The 25,491-nt window shown below is 72.0% G+C and carries 17 protein-coding genes; 10 read left to right on the top strand and 7 right to left on the bottom strand.

Features of this window, described 5'->3' with window-relative positions; translation table 11 throughout:
• Nucleotides 1–43 precede the first annotated feature (43 nt).
• Together LHL23_RS16650 and LHL23_RS16645 are read left to right on the top strand one after the other, a co-directional pair.
• Complete coding sequence (locus LHL23_RS16650) at nt 44–3,127, top strand: FG-GAP-like repeat-containing protein (RefSeq protein WP_226430743.1); 3,084 nt, start codon at nt 44–46, stop codon at nt 3,125–3,127.
• Between the two features lie 260 nt (nt 3,128–3,387).
• Nucleotides 3,388–10,974, top strand: coding sequence for a DUF7933 domain-containing protein (locus LHL23_RS16645; protein ID WP_226430742.1), 7,587 nt, complete (start codon nt 3,388–3,390; stop codon nt 10,972–10,974).
• Between the two features lie 45 nt (nt 10,975–11,019).
• Here the strand turns inward: LHL23_RS16645 and LHL23_RS16640 are convergent, their stop codons facing one another.
• The 3 genes from LHL23_RS16640 to LHL23_RS16630 form a co-directional block, all read right to left on the bottom strand.
• Nucleotides 11,020–12,246 carry an SEL1-like repeat protein gene (locus tag LHL23_RS16640; RefSeq protein WP_226430741.1) on the bottom strand — a complete coding sequence of 409 codons (1,227 nt, stop codon included), beginning with the start codon at nt 12,244–12,246 and terminating at the stop codon, nt 11,020–11,022.
• The gene (locus tag LHL23_RS16635; RefSeq protein ID WP_226430740.1) at nt 12,243–13,844 is read right to left on the bottom strand and encodes a tetratricopeptide repeat protein; all 1,602 of its coding nucleotides are present in this window, start codon (nt 13,842–13,844) and stop codon (nt 12,243–12,245) included. The genes LHL23_RS16640 and LHL23_RS16635 overlap by 4 nt, the downstream gene beginning before the upstream one ends.
• A gap of 88 nt (nt 13,845–13,932) precedes the next feature.
• Nucleotides 13,933–14,709: a prepilin peptidase gene (locus LHL23_RS16630; RefSeq protein ID WP_226430739.1), complete on the bottom strand. Its 777-nt coding sequence runs from the start codon at nt 14,707–14,709 to the stop codon at nt 13,933–13,935.
• Between the two features lie 124 nt (nt 14,710–14,833).
• Between LHL23_RS16630 and gspG the strand changes: the two genes are divergently transcribed.
• The 7 genes from gspG to gspM are packed head-to-tail and all read left to right on the top strand — an operon-like array spanning nt 14,834 to nt 19,523.
• A complete protein-coding gene (gene gspG / locus LHL23_RS16625) occupies nt 14,834–15,301 on the top strand; it encodes a type II secretion system major pseudopilin GspG (protein WP_226430738.1) in 468 nt (155 codons plus the stop codon).
• On the top strand, nt 15,286–15,762 hold the full coding sequence (locus LHL23_RS16620) for a prepilin-type N-terminal cleavage/methylation domain-containing protein (protein WP_226430737.1): 477 nt from the start codon (nt 15,286–15,288) through the stop codon (nt 15,760–15,762). The genes gspG and LHL23_RS16620 overlap by 16 nt, the downstream gene beginning before the upstream one ends.
• Nucleotides 15,747–16,157 (top strand): type IV pilus modification PilV family protein, encoded by a 411-nt coding sequence (locus LHL23_RS16615; RefSeq protein WP_226430736.1) that lies wholly within the window; start codon nt 15,747–15,749, stop codon nt 16,155–16,157. Before LHL23_RS16620 ends, LHL23_RS16615 begins: the two co-directional genes overlap by 16 nt.
• An 11-nt stretch (nt 16,158–16,168) precedes the next feature.
• Nucleotides 16,169–16,825, top strand: a complete 657-nt coding sequence (locus LHL23_RS16610; protein ID WP_226430735.1) for a type II secretion system protein GspJ — start codon at nt 16,169–16,171, stop codon at nt 16,823–16,825.
• Complete coding sequence (gene gspK / locus LHL23_RS16605) at nt 16,822–17,787, top strand: type II secretion system minor pseudopilin GspK (protein WP_226430734.1); 966 nt, start codon at nt 16,822–16,824, stop codon at nt 17,785–17,787. The genes LHL23_RS16610 and gspK overlap by 4 nt, the downstream gene beginning before the upstream one ends.
• A 6-nt stretch (nt 17,788–17,793) precedes the next feature.
• Nucleotides 17,794–19,023 (top strand): type II secretion system protein GspL, encoded by a 1,230-nt coding sequence (gene gspL / locus LHL23_RS16600; protein ID WP_226430733.1) that lies wholly within the window; start codon nt 17,794–17,796, stop codon nt 19,021–19,023.
• Nucleotides 19,020–19,523: a type II secretion system protein GspM gene (gene gspM, locus LHL23_RS16595; RefSeq protein ID WP_226430732.1), complete on the top strand. Its 504-nt coding sequence runs from the start codon at nt 19,020–19,022 to the stop codon at nt 19,521–19,523. Before gspL ends, gspM begins: the two co-directional genes overlap by 4 nt.
• A 57-nt stretch (nt 19,524–19,580) precedes the next feature.
• Here the strand turns inward: gspM and LHL23_RS16590 are convergent, their stop codons facing one another.
• Nucleotides 19,581–20,093, bottom strand: a complete 513-nt coding sequence (locus LHL23_RS16590) for a tetratricopeptide repeat protein (protein WP_226430731.1) — start codon at nt 20,091–20,093, stop codon at nt 19,581–19,583.
• A 126-nt stretch (nt 20,094–20,219) separates the two neighbouring features.
• On the opposite strand from LHL23_RS16590, the gene LHL23_RS16585 reads away from it, so the two are divergent.
• Nucleotides 20,220–20,693, top strand: coding sequence for a type II secretion system protein N (locus tag LHL23_RS16585; protein WP_226430730.1), 474 nt, complete (start codon nt 20,220–20,222; stop codon nt 20,691–20,693).
• 16 nt (nt 20,694–20,709) lie between these two features.
• Here the strand turns inward: LHL23_RS16585 and LHL23_RS16580 are convergent, their stop codons facing one another.
• From LHL23_RS16580 to LHL23_RS16565, 3 genes are read right to left on the bottom strand one after another with little or no spacing between them, the layout of a single operon-like run.
• Nucleotides 20,710–21,918 (bottom strand): type II secretion system F family protein, encoded by a 1,209-nt coding sequence (locus tag LHL23_RS16580; protein ID WP_222482070.1) that lies wholly within the window; start codon nt 21,916–21,918, stop codon nt 20,710–20,712.
• Nucleotides 21,915–23,447, bottom strand: coding sequence for a GspE/PulE family protein (locus LHL23_RS16570; RefSeq protein WP_226430729.1), 1,533 nt, complete (start codon nt 23,445–23,447; stop codon nt 21,915–21,917). Before LHL23_RS16570 ends, LHL23_RS16580 begins: the two co-directional genes overlap by 4 nt.
• Nucleotides 23,380–25,377: a secretin N-terminal domain-containing protein gene (locus LHL23_RS16565; RefSeq protein ID WP_226430728.1), complete on the bottom strand. Its 1,998-nt coding sequence runs from the start codon at nt 25,375–25,377 to the stop codon at nt 23,380–23,382. Before LHL23_RS16565 ends, LHL23_RS16570 begins: the two co-directional genes overlap by 68 nt.
• Nucleotides 25,378–25,491 lie beyond the last annotated feature (114 nt).

Genomic DNA, 25,491 nt, shown 5'->3' with positions numbered 1-25,491 from the left:
GCGGCCATGAGAAACTAAAAGACAGCCTTCAGCAGAACCCCGTATGCACGCTTTCATCGCCCCGCCCCGCCGGAAACGCTTTGTCCTCGCGCTCTTGATCCTCACCGCCCTGGCCTATCTGTTCTGGACCGGCTCGCGCTATCCGGCGCTCAGCGAGAAGGCGATGATGTCGGGCGCCATCCAGCTCGAAGATCCCTTGAGCTTCGAGGCCAAATACCCCTTGAGCGCGGCGATGGGCACGCTGGAGCGGATCGGCTATTCAACCCTCAACTGGATCCATACCAACAAGAAGGGCATGACCTTCGGCATTCTCTTTGCCGCCGCCATCATGACCCTGCTGTCCTGCCTGCAGACGCGCAGCTTCCGCGGCCGGTTCGCCAATTCGGCGCTGGGGCTGGCGGTCGGCGCGCCGCTCGGGGTCTGCGCCAATTGCGTCGCGCCGATCGGCAAGGGGATGTATGCCTCCGGCATGCGGGCCGAGACCGCGCTGGCGGCGATGGTGGCCTCGCCCACGCTCAACGTGGTGGTGCTGTCGATGCTGTTCTCGCTGGTGCCCTTCTACATGGCCGCGGCCAAGCTGGCGCTCAGCCTGTTCGTGATCCTGGCGGCGGTGCCGCTGATCTGCCGCTATCTGCCGCAGGTGCAGATCGCCCCGGCAGAGGCTGCGGCCCAGACCCCCTGGAGCGCCGGCGAGCTGGCCGCCGGGGCGGCGCCGGGCGAAAGCCTGCCGGCGGCGGTTATGGGCGTGGCCCGGGCCTATCTCAAAAACCTCTGGTACATCATCCGCCTGACGGTGCCGATGATGCTGCTGGCGGGGTTTCTCGGCGCCGCTGCCGGCACGCTGTTCCCGCAGGATCTGGTCACCGGGCTGGGCTTCGGCATCGGCGCTCTGGCGCTGCTGACGCTGGTGGCGCTGTTCCTGCCGGTGCCAATGGGGTTCGACGTGGTGCTGGCGGGGGCGCTGATCGCCGCCGGGATGGCGCATGGCTATGTGATGGCGGCGCTGTTCACGCTGGGCAGTTTCTCCGTCTATTCCTTCATGATCATCACCTCGGCGCTGGGGCTCAGGGCGGCGGCGCTGATGGCTGCCGTCATCGGCGCCCTGGGCTTTGCCGCCGGGCTGGGCACCCATGCCTATCATGAGTGGCAGAGCCGCCGCGCGCTGGAGCAGCTGCTGGGAGGCGCACCGCAGGCGCCCGCCCCCTGGGGCGCGGCCCAGGCCGCCGGGCTGGAAGCGCCGGTGCAGGCCGCGGGCGCAGGTGCGGCCCGCGTCAGCGTGGCCGCCGCCCCCTTCACCCCGCCCTCGCCTGCCGCCGCCGCCGGCTTTACCCGCGCCGAGGCCGCCACGATCGGCATCGCCAAGCCGGTCGAATTCACCATGCGCGACATGTGGCCGCCGTTCTGGGAAGGCCGCAGCCTGGCCTCGGGCGATATCGACAACGACGGCGACATCGACCTTGCGGCGGCCTCCACCGAGGCCGGCCTCTACCTCTATGAAAACGACGGCAGCGGCCGGTTCACCCCGGTGGCCGCGGACCTGGGGGATCTGGCCGGGGCGCCGGTCTTCAATGCCGCACTTGCCGATATCGACAATGACGGCTGGAGCGACCTGTTCCTGGCCACCTACCTGCAGGGCAACTACTGGTGGCGCAATGTGGAGGGGCGCTTCGGCGCCGAGCCGCCGCGCCCGGTTCAAAACCGCGCCGATGCGCCGCTCACCATGGCACTCTCCTTTGCCGACATAAACCGCGACGGCTACCTGGATGCGGCGCTGGGAAACTGGGCGGCGGGCTGGTACCGGCGCATCCCCGGCGAGGAATCCCGCAACCGGGTGCTGTGGAACCCGGACGGGCAGCTGAGCGGCGCGCAGTTCACCGAACTGCCGGGCATCCCGGGCGAGACGCTGTCGGTGCTGTTTTCCGATTTCGACGGCGACGGCGCCCAGGATCTGATCGTCGGCAACGATTTCGACATCCCCGACTACTTCTACCGCGGCGACGGCAAGGGCGGCCTTGCCATGGTGACCCAGCCCGAGGGCGTCATCCCGCATACCACCACCACCACGATGGCGGTGAAGACGGCGGATCTGTTCAACCAGGGCCGCCCCGCCATCTATCTGGCGCAGATCGCCGGGCGCTCCTCCGGGGTGTCGGAGCGGCTGAAGATGCAGCCGCTCAGCCGCTACTGCGACGCGATCCAGGAGGCCGAGGCCAAGGCGGTCTGCCGGCAGAACATGGCGATCAAGGCCTGGTACAAGGCGGGCAACAGCTTCGATCCCGCCTATGCCGGGCGCTGCCAGCAGCTGAGCGGCCGCTACCAGGCGGAATGCAAGGCGATGCTGATCAAGGACCTGGCGATCCAGAAGCGCGACGCAACGCTGTGCGCGCTGATCCCGGCGGGCCAGCCGGTGCCGCGCGCCTATTGCGATCTGCATTTCAAGCCGGCGCGCCAGCCCAAGGCGGAAGAGATCGCCCTGACCCACCCGCAGATCCTGCGCTCCAACGTGCTCCTGGAGCCGGAGGGCGCCGGTTTCACCGACACCGCGGAGCAGCGCGGGCTGGATGTGGGCGGCTGGAGCTGGGACACCAAGGTGGCCGATTTCGACCAGGACGGCTGGCAGGACGTCTATATCGTCAACGGCACCTGGGTGCCCAACGAGGTCTCCCCCTCCAACCTGTTCTTCCGCAACACCGGCCAGGGCGGCTTCGAGGAGGCCTCGGGCCCGTTCGGGCTGGAGGATTACCTGATGACCGCCGCCGCCACCCAGTTCGACATGGACGGCGACGGCGACCTCGATCTGGTGACCCACCCGGTGAACGGGCCGCTGATGGTGTTCCGCAACAACACCCAGAACCCGGGGCTGGCGTTCCGGCTGCAGGATCTGGCCGGCAACCGCGCGGGCATCGGCGCCCGCATCACGCTGCTGGGACGGGACGGCAGCCGCCAGATGCGCGAGATCCAGCTTGGCGGCGGCTTCATGAGCTTCGATGCGCCGCGCGCCCATTTCGGCCTGGGCGCGCAGGACAGCGCCGCGGGCGCCCTGATCCGCTGGCCGGACGGCCTGGAGACCCGCCTGGACGGGCCGCTGCCGGCCGGGCAGCTCTACACGGTCACCCGGCAGCCGTAGAAGTCAAAGCAAATACAACCTTAAGTTTATTTTTTTCGAACGCCTGCCCAGCTTTCCGCAGCGGGCAAGCGGTACGGTTATCATAGATTAACGCCTTGATACGCAGGGCAATTGCACAGCTGCTACAGTGCATGAAACTTTGGTTTTTTTCACATTGCAGAGTTGTGGCGGATTTCCGCCTGCAGTAGCGTGCCTCATGGAGGGCCATGGCTGGCGGAGACCGGGGCGGACCCTTCCCGAGGGATAGTTAAGGAATTTCGATGACCTGTCTGCTGCACCGCGCCACGCGCCTGCTTTCCGTTGTTCTGACCCTTGCGCTTCCCGCAGCCGTTCAGGCCCAGTCCGCCCCCGGTTTCAGCGCCGCCTTCTCGCCGGACACGATCGATTCAGGCACCGAAAGCACGCTGACCTTCACCATCGACAACAGCAGCTCCGGCACCCCGGCAGACAGCCTTGCCTTCAGCGGCACATTGCCCGCGGGCGTGGCCATCGGCAGCTCCAGCAGTTCGGACGGCTGCAGCGGCACCCTCACCGCCAGCGCCGGCGGCAGCACAATCACTTACGCAGACGGCCGACTGGGCAGCAGCAGCAGCTGCACGGTGTCGGTGCCGGTGACCTCCAGCACCACAGGCACCCACAGCTTCACTTCCGGCGACCTGACCTCCTCTCTGGGCAACAGCGGCACTGCCTCGGATGATCTGACCGTCACCGCCGCTTCTTCCGCAAATTATGCCAAATCCGCCAGCCTGACGGCGCTGGACCCCGGCAGCACAACCGCACTGACCTACAGCTTCGACGTGGTGATCCCCGCCAGCCCCTCATTCAACGACTGGACCACGCCGGTATTCACCGAAACCCTGCCCGCCGGGCTGGAGCTCGCCACGCCGCCCAACGCCAGCTACAGCTGCGATGCCGGCAGCGGTGCCGCCGCCCTCACCGCCGAAGCGGGCGGCAGCAGCATCAGCTTCACCGGCCCCACCTATCAGGCCGAAGGCACTTTCAGCTGCACCGTGAACGCCACGGTCAAGGCCGTGGATGCGGGCAGCTACACGCTCAGCAACGAGCTGCAGTACCGCAACGTTTTCGGCTCGGTCACCTCCGCGGGCAGCGCCTCGGTCGACCTGACCGTGAATGGCACCCCCGCAGGCGGCATCAGCCTCTTCAAGGCCTTCGGCGTGAACCAGGCCAGCGCCGGGGACACCGTCACCCTGGAGTTCTCGCTGCAAAACGGCAGCCGGGACGACAGCGCCACCGGGATCGCCTTCACCGATGACCTGGATGCCTTCCTCTCCGGTACCACGTTTTCCAGCCTCAACAGCGACAGCTGCGGCGGCAGCCTCAGCGGCAGCTCCACCCTGTCCTACTCCGGCGGCAGCCTGGCGTCCGGCGCAAGCTGCGCGGTGTCGGTGGAGCTGGCGCTGCCTGCCGGCGCCGCGGCCGGCACCTACACCAACACCACCAGCGCCCTGACCGCCACCGATTTCGGCGGCAGCGCCTATACCGGGTCCACGGCCTCCACCACGCTGCGCATTCTGGCCGACGGCGGGCTGCCGGCGACCATTGCCAAGGCCTTCACCGACGGCCCGGCGCAGCCGGGCGGCACCGTCACCGCACGCTACACCCTCAGCAACCCCAACACCGCCCTGGCGGCCTCCGACATTGCCTTCAGCGAGCCCTTGGACACCCCCGGCGGCATCGCCGTGTCCAGCGGCACCGGATCAAATCTCTGCGGCAGCGGCAGTATTCTCTATACCGCCGACGTCAGCGGCACCACGAACCTGCTGCTGACCGGCGGCAGCCTGGCGGCCGGCGCCAGCTGCGATATCGATGTGGTCTACCAGGTCGCCGACGGCACCGCGCCGGGCGATTACGCCACCGCCACCAGCGCCGTCACCGCGACCGTCAACGGCGGCTCGGTATCCAGCACCTCCGGCGCCAGCGCCACGCTCACCGTCGAGGGCGGCGCCAACCTGTCGCTGGTCAAGGCCTTCGGCAGCGACACCGCCCAGGGCGGCGGCACCGCCGCGCTGACCTTCACAATTTCCAGCGGCGCCGAATCCGCCAGCACCGCCACCGCGATTGCCTTCACCGATGACCTGGATGCCTTCCTCTCCGGCACCACCCTGTCCAGCCTGACCAGCAACAGCTGCGGCGGCAGCCTCAGCGGCACCTCAACCCTGTCCTACACCGGCGGCAGCCTGGCCCCCGGCGGCAGCTGCACCGTCGCAGTAGAGATCGCGCTGCCCTCCGGCAGCCCCGGCACCTACACCAACACAACCTCCAGCCTGACCGCCACCGCCGGCGGCGAGGCCACCACCGCCGCCGCCGCCTCGGATACGCTGCAGGTGCTGGAGGCCGCGGCGCTGATCACGGCCAAGAGCTTCAGCCCGGCCAGCACCCTGCCCGGCGAGACCATGACGCTGACCTACACGCTGGAGAACCCGGACAGCAGTTTCACCTATTCCAGCCTGTATTTCACCGACAGCTACAGCACGGCGCTGTCCAGCCTCGCCGCCTCCTCAACGGCCTCATTCAGCACCGGCTGCGGCGGCAGCCCCGCCTACTCCGGCACCACCACCGGCATCTTCACCGGGATTGAGATCGCCCCGGGCGAGACCTGCACCATCGGCCTGGACCTGACGGTGCCCGCGGGGGCCGCGGACGGGGACTACAGCTCGCTCACCTCCTCCATCACCGCCACGGTGAACAGCGGTTCCGTGGCGCTCTCTGCCATCAGCGCCAATTTCAGCGTCAGCACCACCGACCTGCTGGAGCTGGCCAAGAGCTACTCCAGCAGCACGGTCGCGGCCGGCGGCGCGGTGGACGTGCAATACACGGTCACCAACCTGAGCAGCAGCTATGATGTCAGCGCCCTGGCCTTCAGCGACAGCTTCGACTCCGACATGGTGGTGGCGGCCGCCCCGAATGCCTCCACCACCTGCACCGGCGGCACCCTGACGGCGGCCGCAGGATCAGGCAGCATCAGCTATTCCGGCGGCAGCCTTTCCCAGGGCAGCAGCTGCACCGTCAGCGTCTCGCTGACCGCCCCCACCTCCGAAGGCAGCTACAGCGGCGACACCAGCGAGGTCACCGGCACCGCCAGCAGCGCCTCGGTCACCGGCACCGCCGCCAGCGCCACGCTGACCGTGCAATCGGCCAACCCGCCGGCGTTCAGCAAGAGCTTTGCCGCCAGCGCCCTGGCGGCGGGCGGCAGCACCACGCTGACCTATCAGATCAGCAACCCCGCGGGCGGCAGCAGCCTCAGCGGGCTGCGCTTCAGCGACGATCTGGACGCCATGCTGTCCGGCCTGGCGGTGACCGCCGGCACCGGCAGCGATCTGTGCGGCAGCGGCTCCAGCGTGTCAGGCAGCAGCACCGTGCTGCTGACCGGCGGCAGCCTGGCGGCAGGCGAAAGCTGCTCGATCGAACTGACCGTCAGCGTCCCGGCGGCGGCGGCCACCGGCAGCTACAGCGGCAGCACCAGCGACCTGACGGAGAACGGCAGCTTTGCCGCCGTCGCCGCCAGCGCCGCCTTCAGCGTCGAGCCGGCCCCGGATTTCGCCAAGGCCTTCGGCGATGCCGCCATCGTGCAGGGCGGTACCACCACCCTGACCTTCACCGTGGACAACAGCGCCTCGGCGATTGCCGCTTCCAGCCTGGATTTCACCGACAGCCTGCCTGCGGGCATGGTGGTGGCGCCGGTTCCGAATGCGTCCGCCACCTGCACCGGCGGCACCCTGACCGCGACGGCCGGATCCGGCAGCATCAGCTACTCGGGCGGCACCGTGGCGGCAGGCGCGTCCTGCACCGTCAGCGCCGATGTGCGCGCCACCTCGACCGGCACGCTCAGCAACACCAGCGGCGCCCTGACCTCCTCCTCCGGCAGTTCCGGCACCGCATCAGACAGCCTGACGGTCAGCGCCGCGCCGGTGCCCGGCTTCGCCAAGAGCTTCGCCGCTGCCAGCGCGCCGCTGAACGGCAGCATCACGATGACCCTGGCCATCGACAACAGCAGCGCCCTGATCGAGGCCAGCGCGCTGGATGTGACCGACAGCCTGCCCGCAGGCATGGTTGTGGCCAGCCCCGCCAATGCGTCCGCCACCTGCACCGGCGGCACCCTGACCGCTGCCGCGGGCAGTTCCACGGTTTCCTACAGCGGCGGCACCGTGGCTGCTGCCTCCAGCTGCACCGTCACCGTTGACGTCACGCCGACCGCCACCGGCACCCTGGTCAACACCACCGGCAGCCTGACCTCCTCGCTGGGCACCTCCGGCACCGCCCAGGCAACCCTCACCGTGCCCGCGCTGAGCCTTGCCAGCCCCATTGCCACGGATGATGTGGTCAATGCCTCCGAAGCCGCAACGCTCAGCCTGTCCGGCACCACGGAGCAGATCGAGGACGGCCAGAGCGTCTCTGTCACCGTCACCGACGGCAGCTCTGCCACCGCCAGCGGCAGCGCCACCGTGGCCAGCGGCGCCTGGAGCCTCAGCCTGGATGTCTCCAGCCTGGCGGACGGCAGCCTGACGGTCACCGCCGACGCCTCCGATGCGGCAGGTTCTGCCGCGCCGCAGGCCAGCGCCGCCATCAGCAAGGACGCCACCGCGCCCACGGGCTACAGCGCGGCCTTCGATCAGGCCGCCGCCAATGCCGCCAATGAAAGCGCGATCAGCTTCACCTTTGCGGATGCCGAAACCGGCGCCGCCTACAGCTACAGCATCAGCTCCAGCGGCGGCGGCGCGGATGTCACCGGCTCCGGCACCATCGCCAGCGCCGCCGACCAGATCACCGGGCTCGACCTGTCCGGGCTGGCCAGCGGCACCCTGACGCTCACGGTCACCCTGACCGACAGCGCCGGCAACGCGGGCGCGGCGGCCACCGATACAATCGCCAAGGACACCACCGCCCCCAGCCTTGCCTTCGACAGCCCGCTGGCCGGGGATGATGTGGTGAACGCCACCGAGGCGGCATCCCTCACCCTGTCCGGCACTGCAGGGGATATCGAGGACGGCCAGAGTGTTTCTGTCACCGTCACCGGCCCCGGCTCTGCTACCGCCAGCGGCAGCGCCACCGTCGCCAGCGGCGCCTGGAGCCTCAGCCTGGATGTTTCCGCCCTGGCGGACGGCAGCCTGGACCTCACCGCTGATGCCGAAGATGCGGCAGGCAATGCCGCGCCGCAGGCCAGCGCAACGCTCTCCAAGGATGCGGGCCAGCCCTCGGCCGCGCTCAGCGGCCCGGACAGCGCGCAGAGCGAGCCCTTCCAGGTGACCCTCGCCTTCAGCGAGGATGTGACCGGCTTTGCGCTCAGCGGGCTGACGCTGGACAATGGCGCCGCCTCGGATCTCTCCGGCTCCGGCGCCAGCTACAGCTTCACGGTGACCCCGGACCATGACGGCACCGTCACCATCACCGCCGAGGCCGGTGCCGCCGCCGACGCCAGCGGCAATGCCAGCACCGCCTCCGCGGCGCTGGAAGTGACCGCCGCGCTGACCGGCACGCCGGACCCCAGCCCGGAGGCCGACAGCGACGGCGACGGCATCCCGGATTCCTATGAAAGCAGCACCGCGGACCGCGACGGCGACGGCATCCCGGATGCCGAGGATTACGACCCGCAGGGCTATTTCTACTGCGAGGACGACGGCCGCATCCTGACCGGCGGCTCGATCACCGTGACCGGCCCGTCGGGCTCGAACAGCAGTGTCGGCATCAGCAATGACATCAACATCGTGCGCGACGGCTCCAGCGGCGAATACCAGTGGTTCGCGCTGCGCCCGGGCACCTATACGGTCAGCTACGGCTACCCGTCCGACGGCGGCGCCGCCAGCAGCGCGCGGCTGTCCTCTGGCAGCCTCGACGTGACCTCGCTGCTGCCCGACAACCCGGCGGTGATCGGCTCCACCGAGGTGGGCTCGACCGGCTACCTGGCCGATGCCTCGCTCTCTGCCAACCCCGCCTTCTACGACACCTTCGTGATCGAGGCCGGCGACCCCAACGTGCTGGCCAACAACATCCCGATGACCCAGTGCTCGGAAAACGCGGTCACGGTCAGCGCAGTGCAGAACGGCGCCGAGGCCAATGGCGGCACCCCGGAGGCGGCGGTCTTCACCGTGTCGCTGGCGCGCGCCGCCGCGGTGGACACGGTGATCAGCTACACGCTGGCGGGCACCGCCACCGGCGGCGATGACTACACCGCGCCCTCCGGCACCGTGACCATCGCGGCAGGCGGTACCGAGGCCGAGGTCGAGGCGCCGGTGCTGGATGACACCATCGTCGAGGGCGGCGAGACCATCGAGCTGACCCTGACCGCGGTGACCGCGGGCGACCAGGGCACCGTGCTCAGCAGCACCGCGTCGGAGCTGACCGGCAGCGCCACCATCACCGATGACGATTTTGCGGCGATTGCGGTCACCAATGACGACCTCACCGCGTCGGAGAACGGCGACGACACCGCGGCGATGTCCTTCAGCTTGTCGGGCGCCCCCCTGGCGGATGTGGTGCTCAGCTTCAGCGGCGACAGCCAATGCACCGTCTCGCCGTCGCGGATGACCTTCACCCCCGGCAATTTCGCCACCGCCCGGACCCTGACCATCCGCGCTATCGACGACGAGGATGTGGAAGGCACCCACAGCTGCCAGCCCTCCGTCGCCGTCAGCTCCGCCGACACCAGCTTTGACGGCTATGCGCTAGCGCTGGCCGAAGTGCAGGTCGCCGACGACCTGGTCGACCAGATCCGCGAGCAGCTGACCGAAGTGCTGAAACGCGACCTGGAAGCCACGGTGAAGACCCAGCAGCGCTACTTCAGCCGCCTCTCCAAGGGCGCGCTGGACCGGCTGCAGGCCGGCCGGGAGGACCTGCGCTGCGGCACCATCCGGGCGTTCGACGCCGACGGCAATGTGCAGGTGCAGGACGGCAACGGCTCCAGCGACGGCAGCTTCGGCTGGGAGACCTACAACTGCAACCGCGGCAGCCGCGAGATCCTGGACGGGGCCTTCTCGATCAGCCACACCGACGGGCTGGGCACCCAGGCGATGCTGCAGGTCTCGCGCCAGAGCGAGCGCTTCCTGTCGGAGCAGGATCTGCGCGGGCATTTCTGGGGCGGCTATGTCAGCCGCACCAGCGTGCAGGACCTGGCCGATGGCGCGGTCACCGGTTTCGGGCTGAACACCGGGATCTACGGCGCCCGCTCCCTGAGCGGCGGGCTGTTCCTGGATTATTACGCGGCGGCGGCGCTTGGCCATCACCGCTTTGACCTGGACTTTGCCGCCGATGCCGCGCCGATCCGGGCCGAGGGCGATTACCAGTATGCGGCGGGCTTTGCCGGCGCGGCACTGTCGGGCAGCCGCGCCTATGACAGCATGACCGTCAGCCCGCGGGTGGGTCTGGATCTTGCCTATGCGGCGGCCAGCGATGCGGATGTGACCGCCACCCAGCTGTCGCAGAGCGACACCGGCTCGATCAGCATTCCGGACTACAACGGCGCCCGGCTGTTTGCCGAGCTGGAGTTTGCCGGGCTGAAGGCGCCGGAGGGCAGCACCCCGCCGGGCGTCACCCTCACGCATCTGTCCTTCGCGCCGCGCTTTGCCTGCGAGCTGTCCTCCTTCAGCGGCAGCAGCTCTGAGACCGGCTGCGGCTTCGGTTTTGCCTTCTCGCAGGAGATGCTGAACCTGTCGCGCGGGCTGAGCTTCGGGCTGGAGCTGGATTACGAGCATATCGACGGCAGCGACCGGCTGTCGCTCGGCGTCACCCGCGAGCGCCGCTTTGCCAGCGGCCAGGGTTCTGTGGTGACCCGGCTGACGGCGCCGTCGGCCGGCAGCCTGGCCGTCGAGCACGGCATCCGGCTGGACTTCTGAGCCGCCGCCGCCCCTCTCCGGGGGCGGCGCGCTCCTGCGGCGGGGTCAGTTGCCAGCGGTGTTCCGGGCGGCCCGGGCCGCCGCCATCATCTGCGCCTCGGCAATCTGCGCCGCGGTCATCCGCGGCGACAGCGCCGCGCCCAGCTGCGGCGCCGCGTCAAAACCGGCAGTGCCTGCCAGCACCAGCCACATGTAGCCCAGCACATAGTCCTGCGGCAGCGCCCGGCCTTCGAAATACATCAGCCCCAGGTTGGCCATCGCCGCCGGGTAGCCGGCCCGGGCCGAAGCGCCAAGCAGCCGCGCCGCCTCCTGCAGCTGCGGCGTCGGCACGGTGTCCGGCTCCGGCTGCAGATAGAGCCAGGCCAGCATGAACTGCGCCACCGGATCCCCGGCCCGCGCGCCGCTTCGCAGCTGCTCCAGCTCTTCCGGGCCGGTGCCGGGCGGCAGCAGCCGCGGGTCATAGACGCTGGCCGGCAGGGCCTGGCCCGCCGCCCCCGGCGCACCGCCCTGGCCTGCCTGCCGGTAGAGCTCCGCCGCCCGCGCCTCGTCCACCGCCACGCCAAAGCCGTTCTCATACATCACGCCGAGGTTGCCCATCGCCACCCGCAGCCCCTGCGCCGCCGCCGCCCGGAACAGTTCCGCGGCGCGGCCATAGTCCTGCACCGCGCCCTCGCCGCGCACATGCATCAGGCCCAGGTTGTTCTGCGCCCGCGGATGGCCCGCCGCCGCCGGCCCCTCGTAAAGCCGCCGCGCCCGCTCCAGGTCCTGCGCCACCCCGGTGCCGTTCTGATAAAGCACGCCGAGACTCACCGCCGCATCCCTGTGGCCGGCCTCTGCCGCGCGCTGGTAGAGCGCCGCGGCGCGGGCGCCGCCGCCGGGCTGCTGCTCCAGCACTGCCGCAAGGTCGAACAGATACTGCGGCTGCCCGTCCGCCGCCGCCTGCTCCAGCCAGCGCAGGGCGGTCTCCGGATCGCGCTCCACCCCCAGGCCCTCATGGTAATACTGCCCCAGCCGGTTCTGCGCGCCGGCATGGCCCTGGGCCGCGGCGCGGGCCAGCCATTCGGCGGCCAGGGTGAAGCTCTGCAGGATGCCGCTGCCCTCCTCGAGCCGCACCGCCAGCGCGTATTGCGCCGCTGCGCCGCCCGCGTCCGCCGCCTGCTGCAGCTCTGCCAGCGGCGCCGCCTGCCAGGGCCCGTCCTCTGCCGCAGCCGCCCCGCCGCACAAGAGCGCCGACAGCCACAGCCCCGCCAGCACGCTCCGCCGGGGGGTCATTGCGAGGCCCCGGCGTCCTGCAGAACATGCTCGGGCGGCGCCGCCTGCTCAAAGAAGACCCGCGCCGCCGCCTGCGCTTCAGCCAGCTGCTCCGGGGTCATCAGGTCGTCCGCCACGGCGCGCATCTCCAGCGCTTTCGCATGGCCGCCCGCCGCCGCGATGTTCAGCCACTTGTGCGCCTGGACATAGTCCTGCGCCACGCCCTGGCCCTTGATGTGCAACAGCCCCAGCTGGTGCTGGGCCTCGGTGTCGCCGCCCTCGGCCGCGGCCAGGAACAGCCCGGCGGCGCGGTCCGCCCCGGCCTCCGTCAGATCTTCGCGGGCGCTGATCAGCAGCCCCAGCGCGGTCTGCGCCGGGCGCAGCCCCGCGCCCGCCTGGCCCTCCAGCCAGCCCTGCGCCGCCGCATCGCCTGCCCTGGCCGCCGCCAGCGCCCAGGGCACCGCCCGGTGCGGCGCCATCAGCCCGTCCAGCCGTCCGGCGCCCGCCAGCGCGCCCAGATGCAGCACCGCCGCTTCGCTGCCCATCTCCGCGGCCTGCCGGAACAGGGCAACCGCCTGTTTCAGATCCGGCGGGCCGCCCTCTCCCGCCTCGCGCATCCCGGCCATCGCAAAGGCGGCCTCCGCCAGCCCCGCCTCGGCGGCCTGGGTCAGCAGGCCCCAGGCCCGCACCGGGTCCGCCGCCACGCCGTGGCGGCCGCGCAGCGCAGCGCCCAGCTCCGCCGCCGCCGCAGCGCTGCCGCCCGCCGCCGCCGTGCCCAGCCAGCGCAGCGCCTCGGACGGATTGGCCTCAGCGCCGTCGCCCTTCAGATACTTGCGCCCCAGCGCCAGCTGCGCCTGGGCAAAGCCGCCCTCCGCCGCGCGGCGCAGCCAGTCCAGCGCCTGGCCGCGGTCCTGCGCCGCCCCCTGGCCGCTGTCCAGCGCATAGGCCAGGTAGAACTGCGCCTCCGCGTGGCCGGCCGCCGCCGCCTCCTGCAGCCAGCGCAGCGCCTCCTGCCCGTCCGGCGCGGTGCCAAGCCCGCGGGAATAGGCCCGACTCAGCTCGAACTGCGCCCCGGCATGGCCCGCCTCGGCCGCCGCCAGGAACCAGGTGAAGGCATCCCCGTCGCTTTGCGCCGCCCCCTCGCCTGCGCGGTGCAGCAGGCCGAGGTAATACTGCGCCTCGCTGCGGCCGCGCGCCGCCGCGCCCTTCAGCAGCTCCGCCGCCCGCGCCGGATCGCGCTGCGGCCCGCCCGGCACCCCCGACAGGTAGAGCCGCGCCAGCAGCACCGCCGCATCGGCGTGGTTCTGCGCCACCGCCTGCTCCAGCCAGCCCTGCGCCGCCGCCGGATCGGCCGGCCCGCCGCGTCCTTCCAGCAGAACCCGGCCATAGCGGTACTGCGCCAGCGGCGTGCCGGTCTCTTCCGCATGGCGTTTGAGCCCCTGGCGGACAAAGACGAAATCCCCCGCCGCCCAGGCCTGTTCGATGGCCGCCATGTCCGGCCGGGCGGGCAGCGCCGCCGCCGCTGGGGATTGCACGTCATCACCGGCCCGCAGCGCCTGCGGCAGCAGCGCGGGCAGGGACAGCAGGGGCAGCAGGAAAAGCGTCTGGAAACGGGGCATTATCTCTCACGCGGTCAGGAAACAGGGTCAGGTGACGCGGCGGACCCTAAGCGGCAGCCGGGGCAAGATCAAACCAATCCTGACCTGCTCAGCCCGGCAGCAGCGCGGCGGCTCTGAGAAGCCACAGCAGCGCCGCCGCGGCGCAAAGCGCAGCACCGAAGGGCAGCGCCTGCTGGCCCAGCGGCACAGGCTCCATCTGCCGCCGCAGCAGGGCGCGCGGCAGCGCCGCCGCCAGCCCGCCCGCCGCCGCCAGCAGCACCAGGAGCGGCAGGTCGTAAGGCCCGGCAAAAGCGCCGAGCCCGGCCATCAGCTTGACGTCGCCCAGCCCCAGCCCCTCGCGCCCGCGCAAATGCCGGTAACCCGCGCGGATCAGCCAGAAGCTGCCCGCCCCCAGGCCTGCGCCCAGGCAGGCCGCCGCCAGCGCCTCCGGCCCGGCGGGCCAGGCCATCGCCAGCGCCACCGCAAAAAGCGCCGCAGTCAGCGCATCCGGCAGCCGCAGCCACAGGAGATCCGCCGCCGCCAGCGCAATCAGCAGCCACAGGAACAGGCAGCTGAGCAGCACCGCCTCCCAGGGCCCGCCCGCCGCCAGCGCCAGCACCGCGGCGCCCCCCGCCAGGATTTCCACGTACAGAAGCCAGGCCGGCAGCGCCGCGCCGCAATGGCGGCAGCATCCGCGGCTCAGCGCAAAGGACAGGACCGGGACCAGGTCCCGCCCCCCCAGCCGGGCGCTGCAGCTGCGGCAGGAAGAGCGCTGCAGCAGCACATCCTCGCCGCGCGGCAGCCGGTCCGCCAGCACCCCCAGAAAGGAGCCGATGGCCGGCGCCAGCAGCAGCAGGACCACCTCCGGCGCGGTCACCGGGGACACAGGCAAGAGCTTATTGCGGCAGGCATTCTTTCCCCTCTTTTCCGCCCCCGTCCGGATCGGCTAAGGGTCGGGTCAGCAGATCTGCACCTCCTCTATCATGCTGCCGGAGAAAAGAAAGAGAGCCATGCCGCATCCCCGTTCCCGCCCTGCCCGCCGCCGCCGCCAGCCGGCCCGTGACGCCGGCTTTTCGCTGCTGGAGCTGATGGTGGTGGTGGTGATCCTGTCGGTGCTGGCGCTGGTGATCGTGCCGCGGGTGATCGACCGCCCCGACCAGGCCCGCGCGGTGCGCGCCCAGTCCGACATCGCCGCCATCTCCAGCGCGGTGAAGCTCTACCGGCTCGACAACTACCGCTACCCGACCACCGAGCAGGGGCTGGCGGCGCTGGTCAGCCGGCCCGCCTCCGACCCGGTGCCCGCCAACTGGGCCTCCAATGGTTATATGGACCGGCTGCCGGTGGATCCCTGGGGCCAGCCCTACCAGTATCTCTCGCCCGGCGTGCATGGCGAGTTCGACATCTTCACCTATGGCGCCAACGGGGCGGCCGGCGGCACCGGCGCGGATGCGGATATCGGCTCTTGGACCCTACAATAGAGCCTGATTGCGCACCCGGGGCCCGGGCCGGAACCGAAGCCGGCTTCACGCTGATCGAACTTCTGGTCTGCGTTGCCATCCTGGCGGTGCTCGCCGTGGCGGCCAGCCTGGCGCTGCCGCGCGGCAGCAGCCCCGGCAGCCGCGACCGGGCGCTGTTCCAGACCCAGTTCGAGGCGGCCCGCCAGCTTGCCGTCTCCGGCGGCCAGAGCCGCGGCCTGGCCATCACCCCGCAGGGGCTGCAGCTGGTGCAGCGCACCGCCGCGGGCTGGCAGGACCCGGGGCGGCTGCAGCGCTGGCAGGGCCGCGCGATCTTTGCCCGCCGCGGGTCGGCGCCGGCGCCGGGCGCGCCGCAGATCCAGTTCCTGGCCAACGGCCGGACCAGCGCCTTCCGCCTGTCCTTCCAGGACGGCAGCACCTGTGAAAGCGACGGATGGGCGGGGCTCAGATGCACAGGCGGTTAAACTGGCGGGTGAACTGGCGAAGGACAGCGCGCAGACATACCGCCGCGTCCAGCGCCGGGCTGACGCTGGTGGAGCTGGCAGTGGCGGTGCTGGTCCTGTCGATCGCAAGCCTGGCCGCCTTGCGGGCGGCGGACCAGTCGCGGATCGCGGCCGGCGGCGAGGCGCCGCGGCTGCTGGCCCGGATTGCCGCCCGCAACCGCGCCGAGGAGCTGCAGCTTTACGGCACTGCCCGTCCCCTGCCGGAGCAGGTGACCCAGGGCGGCCGCAGCATCACCCTGGAAACCGCCGCCAAACCATCGGCCGGCGGGCTGCTGCAGGCCACCGTCACCGCCCGCACCGGCAGCGGCGAGGGCGCCCAGCTGGTGCTCTACCTGGCGCCGGGACGGGCGCGGTGAGGCCGGGCGGAATGAAACCAGGCGCGCGCGACCGGGGCCTCAGCCTGATCGAGCTGGTGGCCGCAATGGCGATCTTTGCGCTGGTGGCGGTGATGGGGGCGCAGGCGCTTGGCGGCATGATCCGGCTGCGCCAGGGCATCGCCGCGCGCAGCGCCGAGGCGGCGGCGCTGGACCGCACCGCCAGCCTGCTGCGCGCCGATCTGGCCGCCGTGGTGCCGATGCTGTTCTACCCGCCGGGCCGGGCGACGCCGCAATCGGCGCTCAGCTTCCGGAACGGCGTGCTGGCGCTGTCGGCGGGCGGCCAGCCCGGCCTGGACAGCACCGCCGCCAGCTCCGCCGGGCTGCAACGGATCGAATGGCAGCTGGCAGGCGGGCAGCTCAGCCGCCGGTTCTGGACCGCGCTGACACCGGCCTCCGCCGCCGCGCGGCAGCCGCAGATGCCGGTGCTGGACGGCGTCACCGGGCTGCATCTGCGCAGCTACTGGGAGGGAACCGGCTGGCGCGGCGGTGTCCAGCCGCTGGCCCTGCCCCCGCCCCCCGGCAGCACCGACAGCGACCAGGCGGGCGCAGCGCCCGAGGTCTATTCCAGCACCCTGCCGCTGGCCGTCGAGGTGACCCTGGACACCCGCGCCTTTGGCCGAATTACCCTTGTGGAGACCCTGAAATGAGCCGCCGCCGCCCCCGCGACGCCGGCTTCGTGCTGGTCAATGCGCTGGTGCTGGCGGCGGCGCTGGCCGCGGCGGCGGCGCTGCTGCTGGCACGGGCCGAAACCGGCCGCGCCCGCCTGCAGGCGGGACAGCAGGCGGCGCAGCTCACCCTGGCGCTGGACGCGTTTGAGGCGCTGGCGGCCGCCCGGCTCAGCCGCGGCGCAGCGGACAGCACTGCCTGGGCCGCCCCGGTGGAGGCGGCAGAGCTGGCAGGCGGCGCGGTGCTCAGCGGGGAGATCAGCGACCTGCAGGGACGCTTCAACGTGAACTGGCTGGCCGATCCCCAGGACAGTGCGGCGAGGGAGGCGTTTGACCGGCTGCTGAAGCAGCTGGCGCTGCCGCCGCAGGCAGGCGCCGCCATCCGCAGCTTCCTGCAGCCCGGCGGGCCGAAGAACCGCGCCGCCTGGGCCCGGCTCGACCCGCCGCTGGACCCGGTGGGCGGCGCCCTGCTCAGCACCCGCCAGCTGCAGGGCATCCCCGGCCTGCCGCCGCGCGCCTATGCGCGGCTGCTGCCCTTCATTGCTGCCCTGCCGGGGGACGCCCGGCTCAATGTGAACACCGCCCCGCCCCAGGTGCTGGCCGCGCTGCTGCCGCAGATGCCGCCCGCGGCGCTGGACCGGCTCGCCGCCCGCCGCCGCCAGCAGCCGTTTCCCTCGGTGCCGGAATTCCTGGCGGCGGCCGGGCTGGAACAGGCAGAGGCGCAAGCGGGGGCACAAGCGGATCAGGACGGTGCAGGGGCAAATCCGGAAGACGGCCCGGCTTCGCTGCTGAGCGAGGACCGGCTGACCGTGTCCTCGGACTGGTTCCAGGCCGAAGCCGCGGTGCAGCTTGGCGCCATGTCCGGCCGCCGCGTGACCGTGCTGCACCGGCAGGGGCCGCGGCAGCAGGCGGCGGTCGCCTGGCGGTTGACCACCCGCCCCTGAGCCGCCATGACAGATCCGTACCCCCTGCCGCAGGAGACCCCGGCCATTCCTTCCGCGCCCGCACAAACCTCTGACGCACCGCCGGAGTTTCTGCCCCTGGACGGCGCTGCCGCCGCCGGGCCGCGCCAGATCGTGCTGGTCCCGGGCGAGGAGGTGCCGCTGTTTGCCCTCGACCTGCCTGCCGGGCTGCGCGGCTTGGCCCGTGAGCAGGTGGCCCGGCGCCAGCTGGCCGGCCTGCTGGGCGCCGCCGCTGCTGGGGACGGTCTGGAACTGCGCCCCTTTGCCCCCGCCGCGGCCAAGGCCCGCGGCCAGACCGCAGGCGCCTGGACCCGGGTGCTGGCCGCCGATGCCGCCTGGCTCGCCAGCCTGCAGGCTCTGCCCGGCCGCGCGGTGCTGCCCGACTACCTGTCGCTGCCCGCCGCCGAAGGGGTCTGGACCCTTGCCGCCGCCCCGGATGGCCGCATCCTGGCCCGGCTCGGCCCCGCGGACGGCTTTGCCGCAGCGGCGCCGCTGGGTGAAGCAATGCTGAAACGGGCGCTGGAAACCGGGCCTGCCCCCAGGGCACTGCTGCTGCAAGCCCCCCTGCCCGCCCTCCGCGCGCTGGCGCAGGAGCGGGATATCCCGGTGGCGGACAGCCCGGCTGCAGTGGCGGCGCTTGGCCTGCCGCAGCCGCAGCTGCTGGGTCACGGCGAACTGGCCTGCGACCTGCGCAGGAACCCGATGGCAGCGCGCGCCCAGCTGGCCGCCCGGGTGCTGCCCTGGCGCTGGCCCGCGCTGGCCGCCGCCCTCGCCGCGGTGCTGTGGAGCGCAGGCCAGCTCATCGCCATCAGCCGCCTGGAGGCAGAGACACAGAGACTGGCAGCCGAGACCGGCGCGCTGGTGCAGCAGCAGTTCACCGGCGGCGCCCCGGTGCTGGATGCCCGCCTGCAGGTGAGCCGCGCCCTGGCAGAGCTGCGCGGCGCCGCCGCGGGCAGCGGCCCGGATCCGCTGGACATGGCCGCCCGCACCGCAGAGGCCGCCGCCGCCTCCGGCGGCCAGACCGAGCGGCTCGGCTACCGCGACGGCGACGGGCTGACGCTGGTGATCCGCCTGCCCGGCTTTGCCGCCGCCGATGCTCTCGCCGCCGCTTTGGGCGAGGCCGGGCTGCAGGCGGCGCTCACCGATTCCCGCACCCTAAGCGGCGCAGAGGGGGTGCGGGCCGAATTTGCCATCACCGCCGCGGAGGCGCGGCCATGAGCGCCCGGCTGATCGACCTGCTGCTTCAGCGGAGCCGCCGCGAGCGGCAGCTGCTGTCCGTTCTGGCGGTGCTGCTGCCGCTGGCGCTGGCCCTGGCGCTGCTGCTGCCGCTTCAGGAGCGCCGCCAGCAGGCGGAGGCAGCGCGCAGCGACGCGCTGGCGCTGCAGGCCTGGGTGCGGGCACGGGCGGCAGAGAAAGCCGCGCTGGACGCCGCCCTGCCGCTGCCGCGGGACGCCGCCGGGGCGCCCGCCGGGCTCAGCGGGCTTGAACAGGGGCTGAACACGGCCGGGCTGCGCTCTGCGCTCAGCGAGCTGGGCAGCGAAGGCGGCGGCGCGGTGACGCTGCGCTTTGACGCGGTGGATTTCCTGCGGCTGGCCGCCTGGCTGTCGTCGGTGCATCCCGGCTGGGGCTACAGCATCCGCAGCTTCCGCTTCGAGGCGCTGGAGGATGCCCCCGGCAAGGCCGCGGCCCGGATCACCCTGGTCCCGGGCGGAAGCTGAGGCCGCCCGCGGCGCCCCCCGCGGCAGGCCGGGCAAAACAAGCTCTAAAAAGGCGGATCAGAGGGTTTTCAGCCGCGCCTCGATGCTGGCGCGGCGGCCCGCCATCGAACCCAGCGGATCCAGTTCCGGATGGGTCTCCAGCACCTCGGCCAGCACCTTGCGGGCGGCTTCCAGCTGCTGCCGCCCGGCCTCGGCCTGGCCCTGCGCCAGCTGCGCCAGCCCGATCTCGTGCAGCGCCGTGCCCTGCACCGCCAGCGCTGCGGCGCGGGCCGGGCCGGACTGGCCTTGCGCCAGCTGGCCTGCGCTGCGGGCCGCGGCCGCAAAATCGCCGCCGCGCAGTTCGGCATGGGCGTACTCCAGCTGCAGCCGCGCCGCCAGCGGCCCCGGCGCCTGCATCAGTTTCCGGTAGCTGCGCCGGGCCAGATCGTATTCGCCGGCCTCCAGCGCGTTGCGCGCCACCGCATATTGCGCCTGAAAACCGTGCTGGCCCAGTGGGCTGCCGCCGCAGCTGCCCAGCAGCAGCAGGGCCAGGCCTGCCAGCGCGGCTTTTGCAAAGGGGATCGCCTGCATTTCTGCTCTTTTCGTGTTTATTTATGGGCCGGTTTTTACCATGGTTGCGCCAGCCCGTCTATGCTTGGGCTGCGGCCGGATTTTCCGGCCGCCAGGATCTGCGGCTGATGTCCGGGAAAGGCTCTAATGCGTCTGATTGCTGCAATTTGCACCGTTCCGGCCCTGGCTGCGGCAGGTTGGTCCGGCCATCTGCTGTGGCAGGAGCTGGCCCCCGGCGGCGCAGACGGCGGCCGGGCGATGGCCTTTGCCGCCGCGGACCCCGGCGCGCAGCCCCCGGAACCGGCGCCGGCGCCGCGCCGCGAGAGCCGCCGCTGGCCGCCGCTGTTCGGCGAGCCGCAGCCGCCCCGCCCTGCCGCCGCCGCTCCGGCTGCCGAGCCTCAGCCGCCGCGCCCGCCGCTCACAAGCCTCGGCTACAGCCTCCGCGGCGTGGTGCAGTCGGGCGGCGCCACCTGGGCGGTGCTGGCGCATCCGGCAGGCGCGCAGATGGTGCGCGCGGGCGACCGGCTGGAAGGCGGCGCCGAGGTGGTCCGCATCAGCGCCGAAGGGGTCTGGCTGGCCCGCGGCGGCGGCGCGCCGGAGCTCTTGGGGTTTGCCGAGTAGGCCCGGCAGGCCCGGTTCAGCCCGCCACTGCCGCCTGCAGGTCGAAGACCGGCAGCAGCACCGCCAGCACGATCACCAGCACCAGCCCGCCCACCAGCATCATCAGCACCGGCTCCAAGAGCGCCGCAAGGCGCTTGCGCTCGGTGGCCAGCCGGTGCTCGGCCAGGGTGGCGGCGCGGCCGGTCATCTGCGCCAGCTGCACCGAGACCTCGCCCGCGGCAATCAGCTGGCGCGCGGCCGGCGGCAGGAAGCTCAGCCGGGAAAGCGCCGCCGCCAGGCTTTCGCCCTGCCGCACCGCCGCGGCCACCGCCCGGCCCTCGGCCCGGAAGGCGGCGATGGTCAGCACCCCGGCGGCGCTTTCCGCCGCGCTCAGCACCGCATGGCGCGAGCCCAGCACCAGCGCCAGCGTGCGCATGTACTGCACCGCCTCCGCCAGCCGCGCCAGCCGCCCGGCCACCGGCAGCCGCAACAGCAGCCGGTCGCGCGCCGCCCGCAGCGCCGCCACCCGCGGCACCGCCGCCGCCAGCATCAGCGCCGCCAGGGCCAGCGCCGCCAGCAGCCAGCGGTTGGCCAGCACCGCGCCGGAGACCGCCATCACCGCCACCGTCAGCGGCGGCAGCGGCCGGCCGGTCAGCTCGAACATCGCCACGATCTCCGGCGCCACGCTGGTCATCAGGATGCCGCAGACCAAAATCGAGACCGCCGCCACAAAGGCCGGATAGACCAGCGCTGCCGCTACCTGCGCCTTGCCGGTGCCCTGCTCCTCCAGATGCGCGGCGAGGCCGGAAAACACCGGCGCCAGCTCGCCCGCCGCCTCGCCAGCCTTCAGCGACGCCAGGTAATAGGGCGGAAACCCCGCGCCTGCCTGTTCCAGCGCCGCCGACAGGCTGGCCCCGTCCAGGAGCGCCGCCCGCGCCGCCGCGGCGGCTGCATCCAGCGCCGGGTGGCCGCCGGCGCGCACCGCCTCCAGCGCCGCATCGGCCGGCAGCCCGGCCTCCAGCATCACCGCCATCTGGCGGGTGAACACCGCCTGCAGCTCGCTATTGAGCCGCCGCCCGCTGCGGCCCCAGCGGCCCGCCGCCCCGGTCCGCGCCTCCCCCAGCTCAGCGGCAAACAGCTCCTGCTGCGCCAGCTGGGCGGCGGCATCCGCCTCGGTCTCGGCCACCACGGTGCCGGTGCGCCGCCGCCCGCGGGCGGTATAGGCAACGTAGGAATAGGCCTTCATGAGGCATCCCCCGCCACCCGCAGCACCTCCTCCAGGCTGACGGTGCCAGCCGCGGCGGCGGCCAGGCCCTGGCCCGCCAGCCGCTCGGCCGGCGCCAGCGCCATGTCCGCGATCTGCGCCTCATCCGCGCCCGCCGCGATGGCGCTGCGCAGCTCCGCCGGGATGGCGGCGATTTCGTAGATCCCGAAGCGCCCGGCATGGCCGCTGCCGCCGCAGGCGGCACAGCCCTGCGCCGCAAACAGCTGCGGCGGCGGCGCCAGCCCGTGGCGGGCGAACAGCGCCGCCTCCTCGGGCTCCGCCGGGCGCGGGCTGCGGCAGTCCGAGCACAGCCTGCGCAGCAGCCGCTGCGCAAGCACCCCGCGCAGGGTGGCGGCAATCAGGTAATCCTCGACCCCGAGGTCGCGCAGCCGTACCACCGCCGCCGCGGCGCTGTTGGCATGCAGGGTGGAAAACACCAGATGCCCGGTCAGCGCCGCCTGCGCCGCGGTCGACGCGGTCTCGCCGTCGCGGATCTCGCCGACCAGGATCACATCCGGGTCTTGGCGCAGCGCCGCCCTGAGGCCCGCGGCAAAGCTCATGCCGATGCCTGCGTTGATCTGGCTCTGCGAAATGCCCGGCAGGTCGTATTCCACCGGGTCCTCGACGGTGACAATGTTGCGCTCGGCCCGGTTGGCCAGCTGCAAGAGCGAATAGAGCGTGGTGGTCTTGCCCGCGCCGGTCGGCCCGGTGGCGAGGATGATGCCGTTGGGCAGCGCCGACAGCCGCGCCAGCTGCGCCTGCTGCGCCGCGCTCAGCCCCAGCGCCTCCAGCGGCATCAGCCCGGCGGAGCGGTCCAGGATCCGCAGAACGATGCGCTCGCCGTGGTGGCCCGGCAGCGAGCTCACCCTGGTGTCGATCTGCCGCCCGGCCAGCGACAGCGCGATGCGGCCGTCCTGCGGCAGCCGGGTCTCGGCAATGTCCAGCCCCGCCATCACCTTCAGCCGCGACACGATCCGGCGCACCGGCACGTCCGGCCGGTCCATCATCTGCTGCAGCATGCCGTCGATCCGCATCCTGACCCGCAGGCCGCCCTCATGCGGCTCCACATGCAGGTCCGAGGCGCCGCTCTGCACCGCCCGGCGCAACAGCTGGTTGACCAGCTGAATGACCGGCGCATCGCCCGGCTCGTCCAAGAGGTCGCGCTGGCGGCGGGCAAAGGCGGCTTCCTCCAGGTCGAAGCTGATCTCCGCCGCGGCCGCCTCCGCCGGGCCGCCCTGCTGATAGATCCGCGCCAGCGCCGCCTCGAAGCCGATCCGGTCCAGCATCTCCACCTCCGGCACCGCGCCCGCGCCCAGCCGCCGCTGCGCCTCGCGCAGGCCCAGCTGGGTCGCCTCCGGCCCCAGGATCAGCCGCGCCCCCTCCAGCGCCACCTGCTGGCCCTGGGCAAAGGCAAAGGGCAGCCGTCCGGCGGCCCGGCCCGGCTCAGTTGCCGCTGTTGAAGCGGAGCCGGCTGGGGAGCGGCGGGAAGTTTCGGCTTTGTGCAACGTCATCAATGAATCCGGCATCAAACGGCTGGTTCAGATCGGCGCCGTCAAACGGCAGCGCGCCGATCTGCGATTTCGGGAAGCCGCCGTCGTCCAGCGGCGCGATCAGGGCGCTGGTGCTCTGCGCCTTGCGCGCCAGCGTCCTGGAGATCCGCTGCGCCTCGGCCTCCGAGGTGATCACCTGCGGCCGCAGCAGCACCAGCAGCACCCGCTGGTTGCCGGTGGCGTTCTTGCCGCGGAACAGCTTGCCCAGCACCGGCAGTTTCGACAGGCCGGGCACCCGCTGGTCCACCGCCCCGGCGCCGTTTTCCAACAGCCCGCCCAGCATGATCACCGAGCCGTCGCGCACCAGCACGGTGGTCGACAGCGACCGCCGCGCGGTGATCTCGCCGCCGGCCGAGGCGGTGTTGCTGGTCAGGTTGGAGACCTCCTGCTTGACCAGCATCCTGACGGTGCGGTCGGCATTGATCTGCGGCGTCACGTTGAGGGTGAGGCCGACATCCTGGCGCTCGATGGTCTGGAACGGGTTTTCCACCGCGCTGTTGCCAACCGTGGAGAAGCTGCCGGTGACAAAGGGCACATTCTGCGCCACCACGATCTCGGCCTCCTGGTTGTTCAGGGTCAGGATCGAGGGGGTCGACAGCAGCCGGGTGGAGGTGACCGAGGTGATCGCGGTGATCAGCCCGGCGATGCCGTCGCCGTCCTCCAGCCGGGCGCCGCCGAGAGCGCCGCCATTGCCGATGTCGACGGCATTGCCGTTGCGGGCGGCGGAGATCAGGCTGATCAGGCTGGTGCGCCCGGGCAGCGCAAACTGCACCCCGCCGACCAGCGCATCGTTCAGCACCGCGCCGAATTGCACCGACAGGTCAGACAGCCCCTGCACCGACATCTCGAAGATCACCGCCTCCACCAGCACCTGGGTCGGGCGGCGGTCCAGATGGCGCACCATCTGCATGATGTCGTCGATCCGCTCCTGCGGCGCCGACACCAGGAGCGTGTTGGTCTGCGGCTCCGGCACGATGCGCACCGGCGCCCGCACGGCGCTGCCGCCGTCATCGTTCAGCGCCCGCATCACCACGTCGGCAAGCGCCGCTGCATCGGCGTAGTTCAGCCCGATGCTGCGCGACACCACGGTGTTGCGCTGGGTGTCCAGCTCCTCCGCCAGCACCCGCACCCGGTGGCGCAGCGCCTCGGGGCCGGAGACCACCAGCGCATTGGAGCGCCGGTCGACGCTGACCGCGGCGCCCTCGGGCAGGATCTGCATCGCCTGCACCACCTGCATCACATCCGCCGCCGCCGCCGTGCGCAGCCGGATGATTTCCACCGGGTCGGGGCGCTGCGGCTGGTCCAGCTTCTCGATCAGACGGGTGATGCGCGCCAGGTTGGCGCTGCGGTCGGACAGGATCAGCCGGTTCGAGTCCGGCAGCGCGGTGATCACCGCCTCGGCCGGCAAGAGCGGGCGCACCACCTCGACCACCTCCTGCAGCGGGATGTCGCGGACCCGGATCACCCGGGTTTCAAACCCCGCCGCCTGGCCCGCCGCGGCGCCGGAGGACAGCTCCCGCGCCGAGGACATCGGCACGATGCGGCTGGCGCCGGCGCTCTCGACGATGGTCAGCCGGTTCAGCTCCAGCACCGACAGGAACACTTCGTAAAGGCTCTCCGGCGGCAGCTCCTCGGGCGCCAGCACCGTCACCGTGCCGCGCACCGCCGGGTCCAGCACAAAGCTGCGGCCGGTGGCCTCGGAGACGATCTCGGCAAAGCTGCGCAGATCCGCATCGCGCAGGTCCAGCGCCACCTGCGCCCGCAGCGGTGCTGCCGCCTGGATCAGCAGCAGCGCCGCCAGCCCGGCGGCGCAGATCCAGCCCCGCGCCGTTTCCCGGAGCCCCCCCCCCGGGCCGGCCGCCGCCGGTTCTGTTGCTGCGGGATATGCCATGATCTGCTCTCTGTTCCCCGCGGCGGGCCCTCGCGTCCCGCCGTCCTGTTTCTTTGCAGCAGCATATAAAGCGAACCGCTGCCGGAACACAGGGGATTTTCCGCCCCCGGGCGC

Origin of the sequence: Leisingera sp. McT4-56, from assembly GCF_020514995.1 — a bacterium.
Classification (GTDB): Bacteria; Pseudomonadota; Alphaproteobacteria; order Rhodobacterales; family Rhodobacteraceae; genus Leisingera; species Leisingera aquaemixtae_A.
Note: the sequence above shows the minus strand (reverse complement) of the source record. Positions and strands in the feature narration are given on the sequence as shown.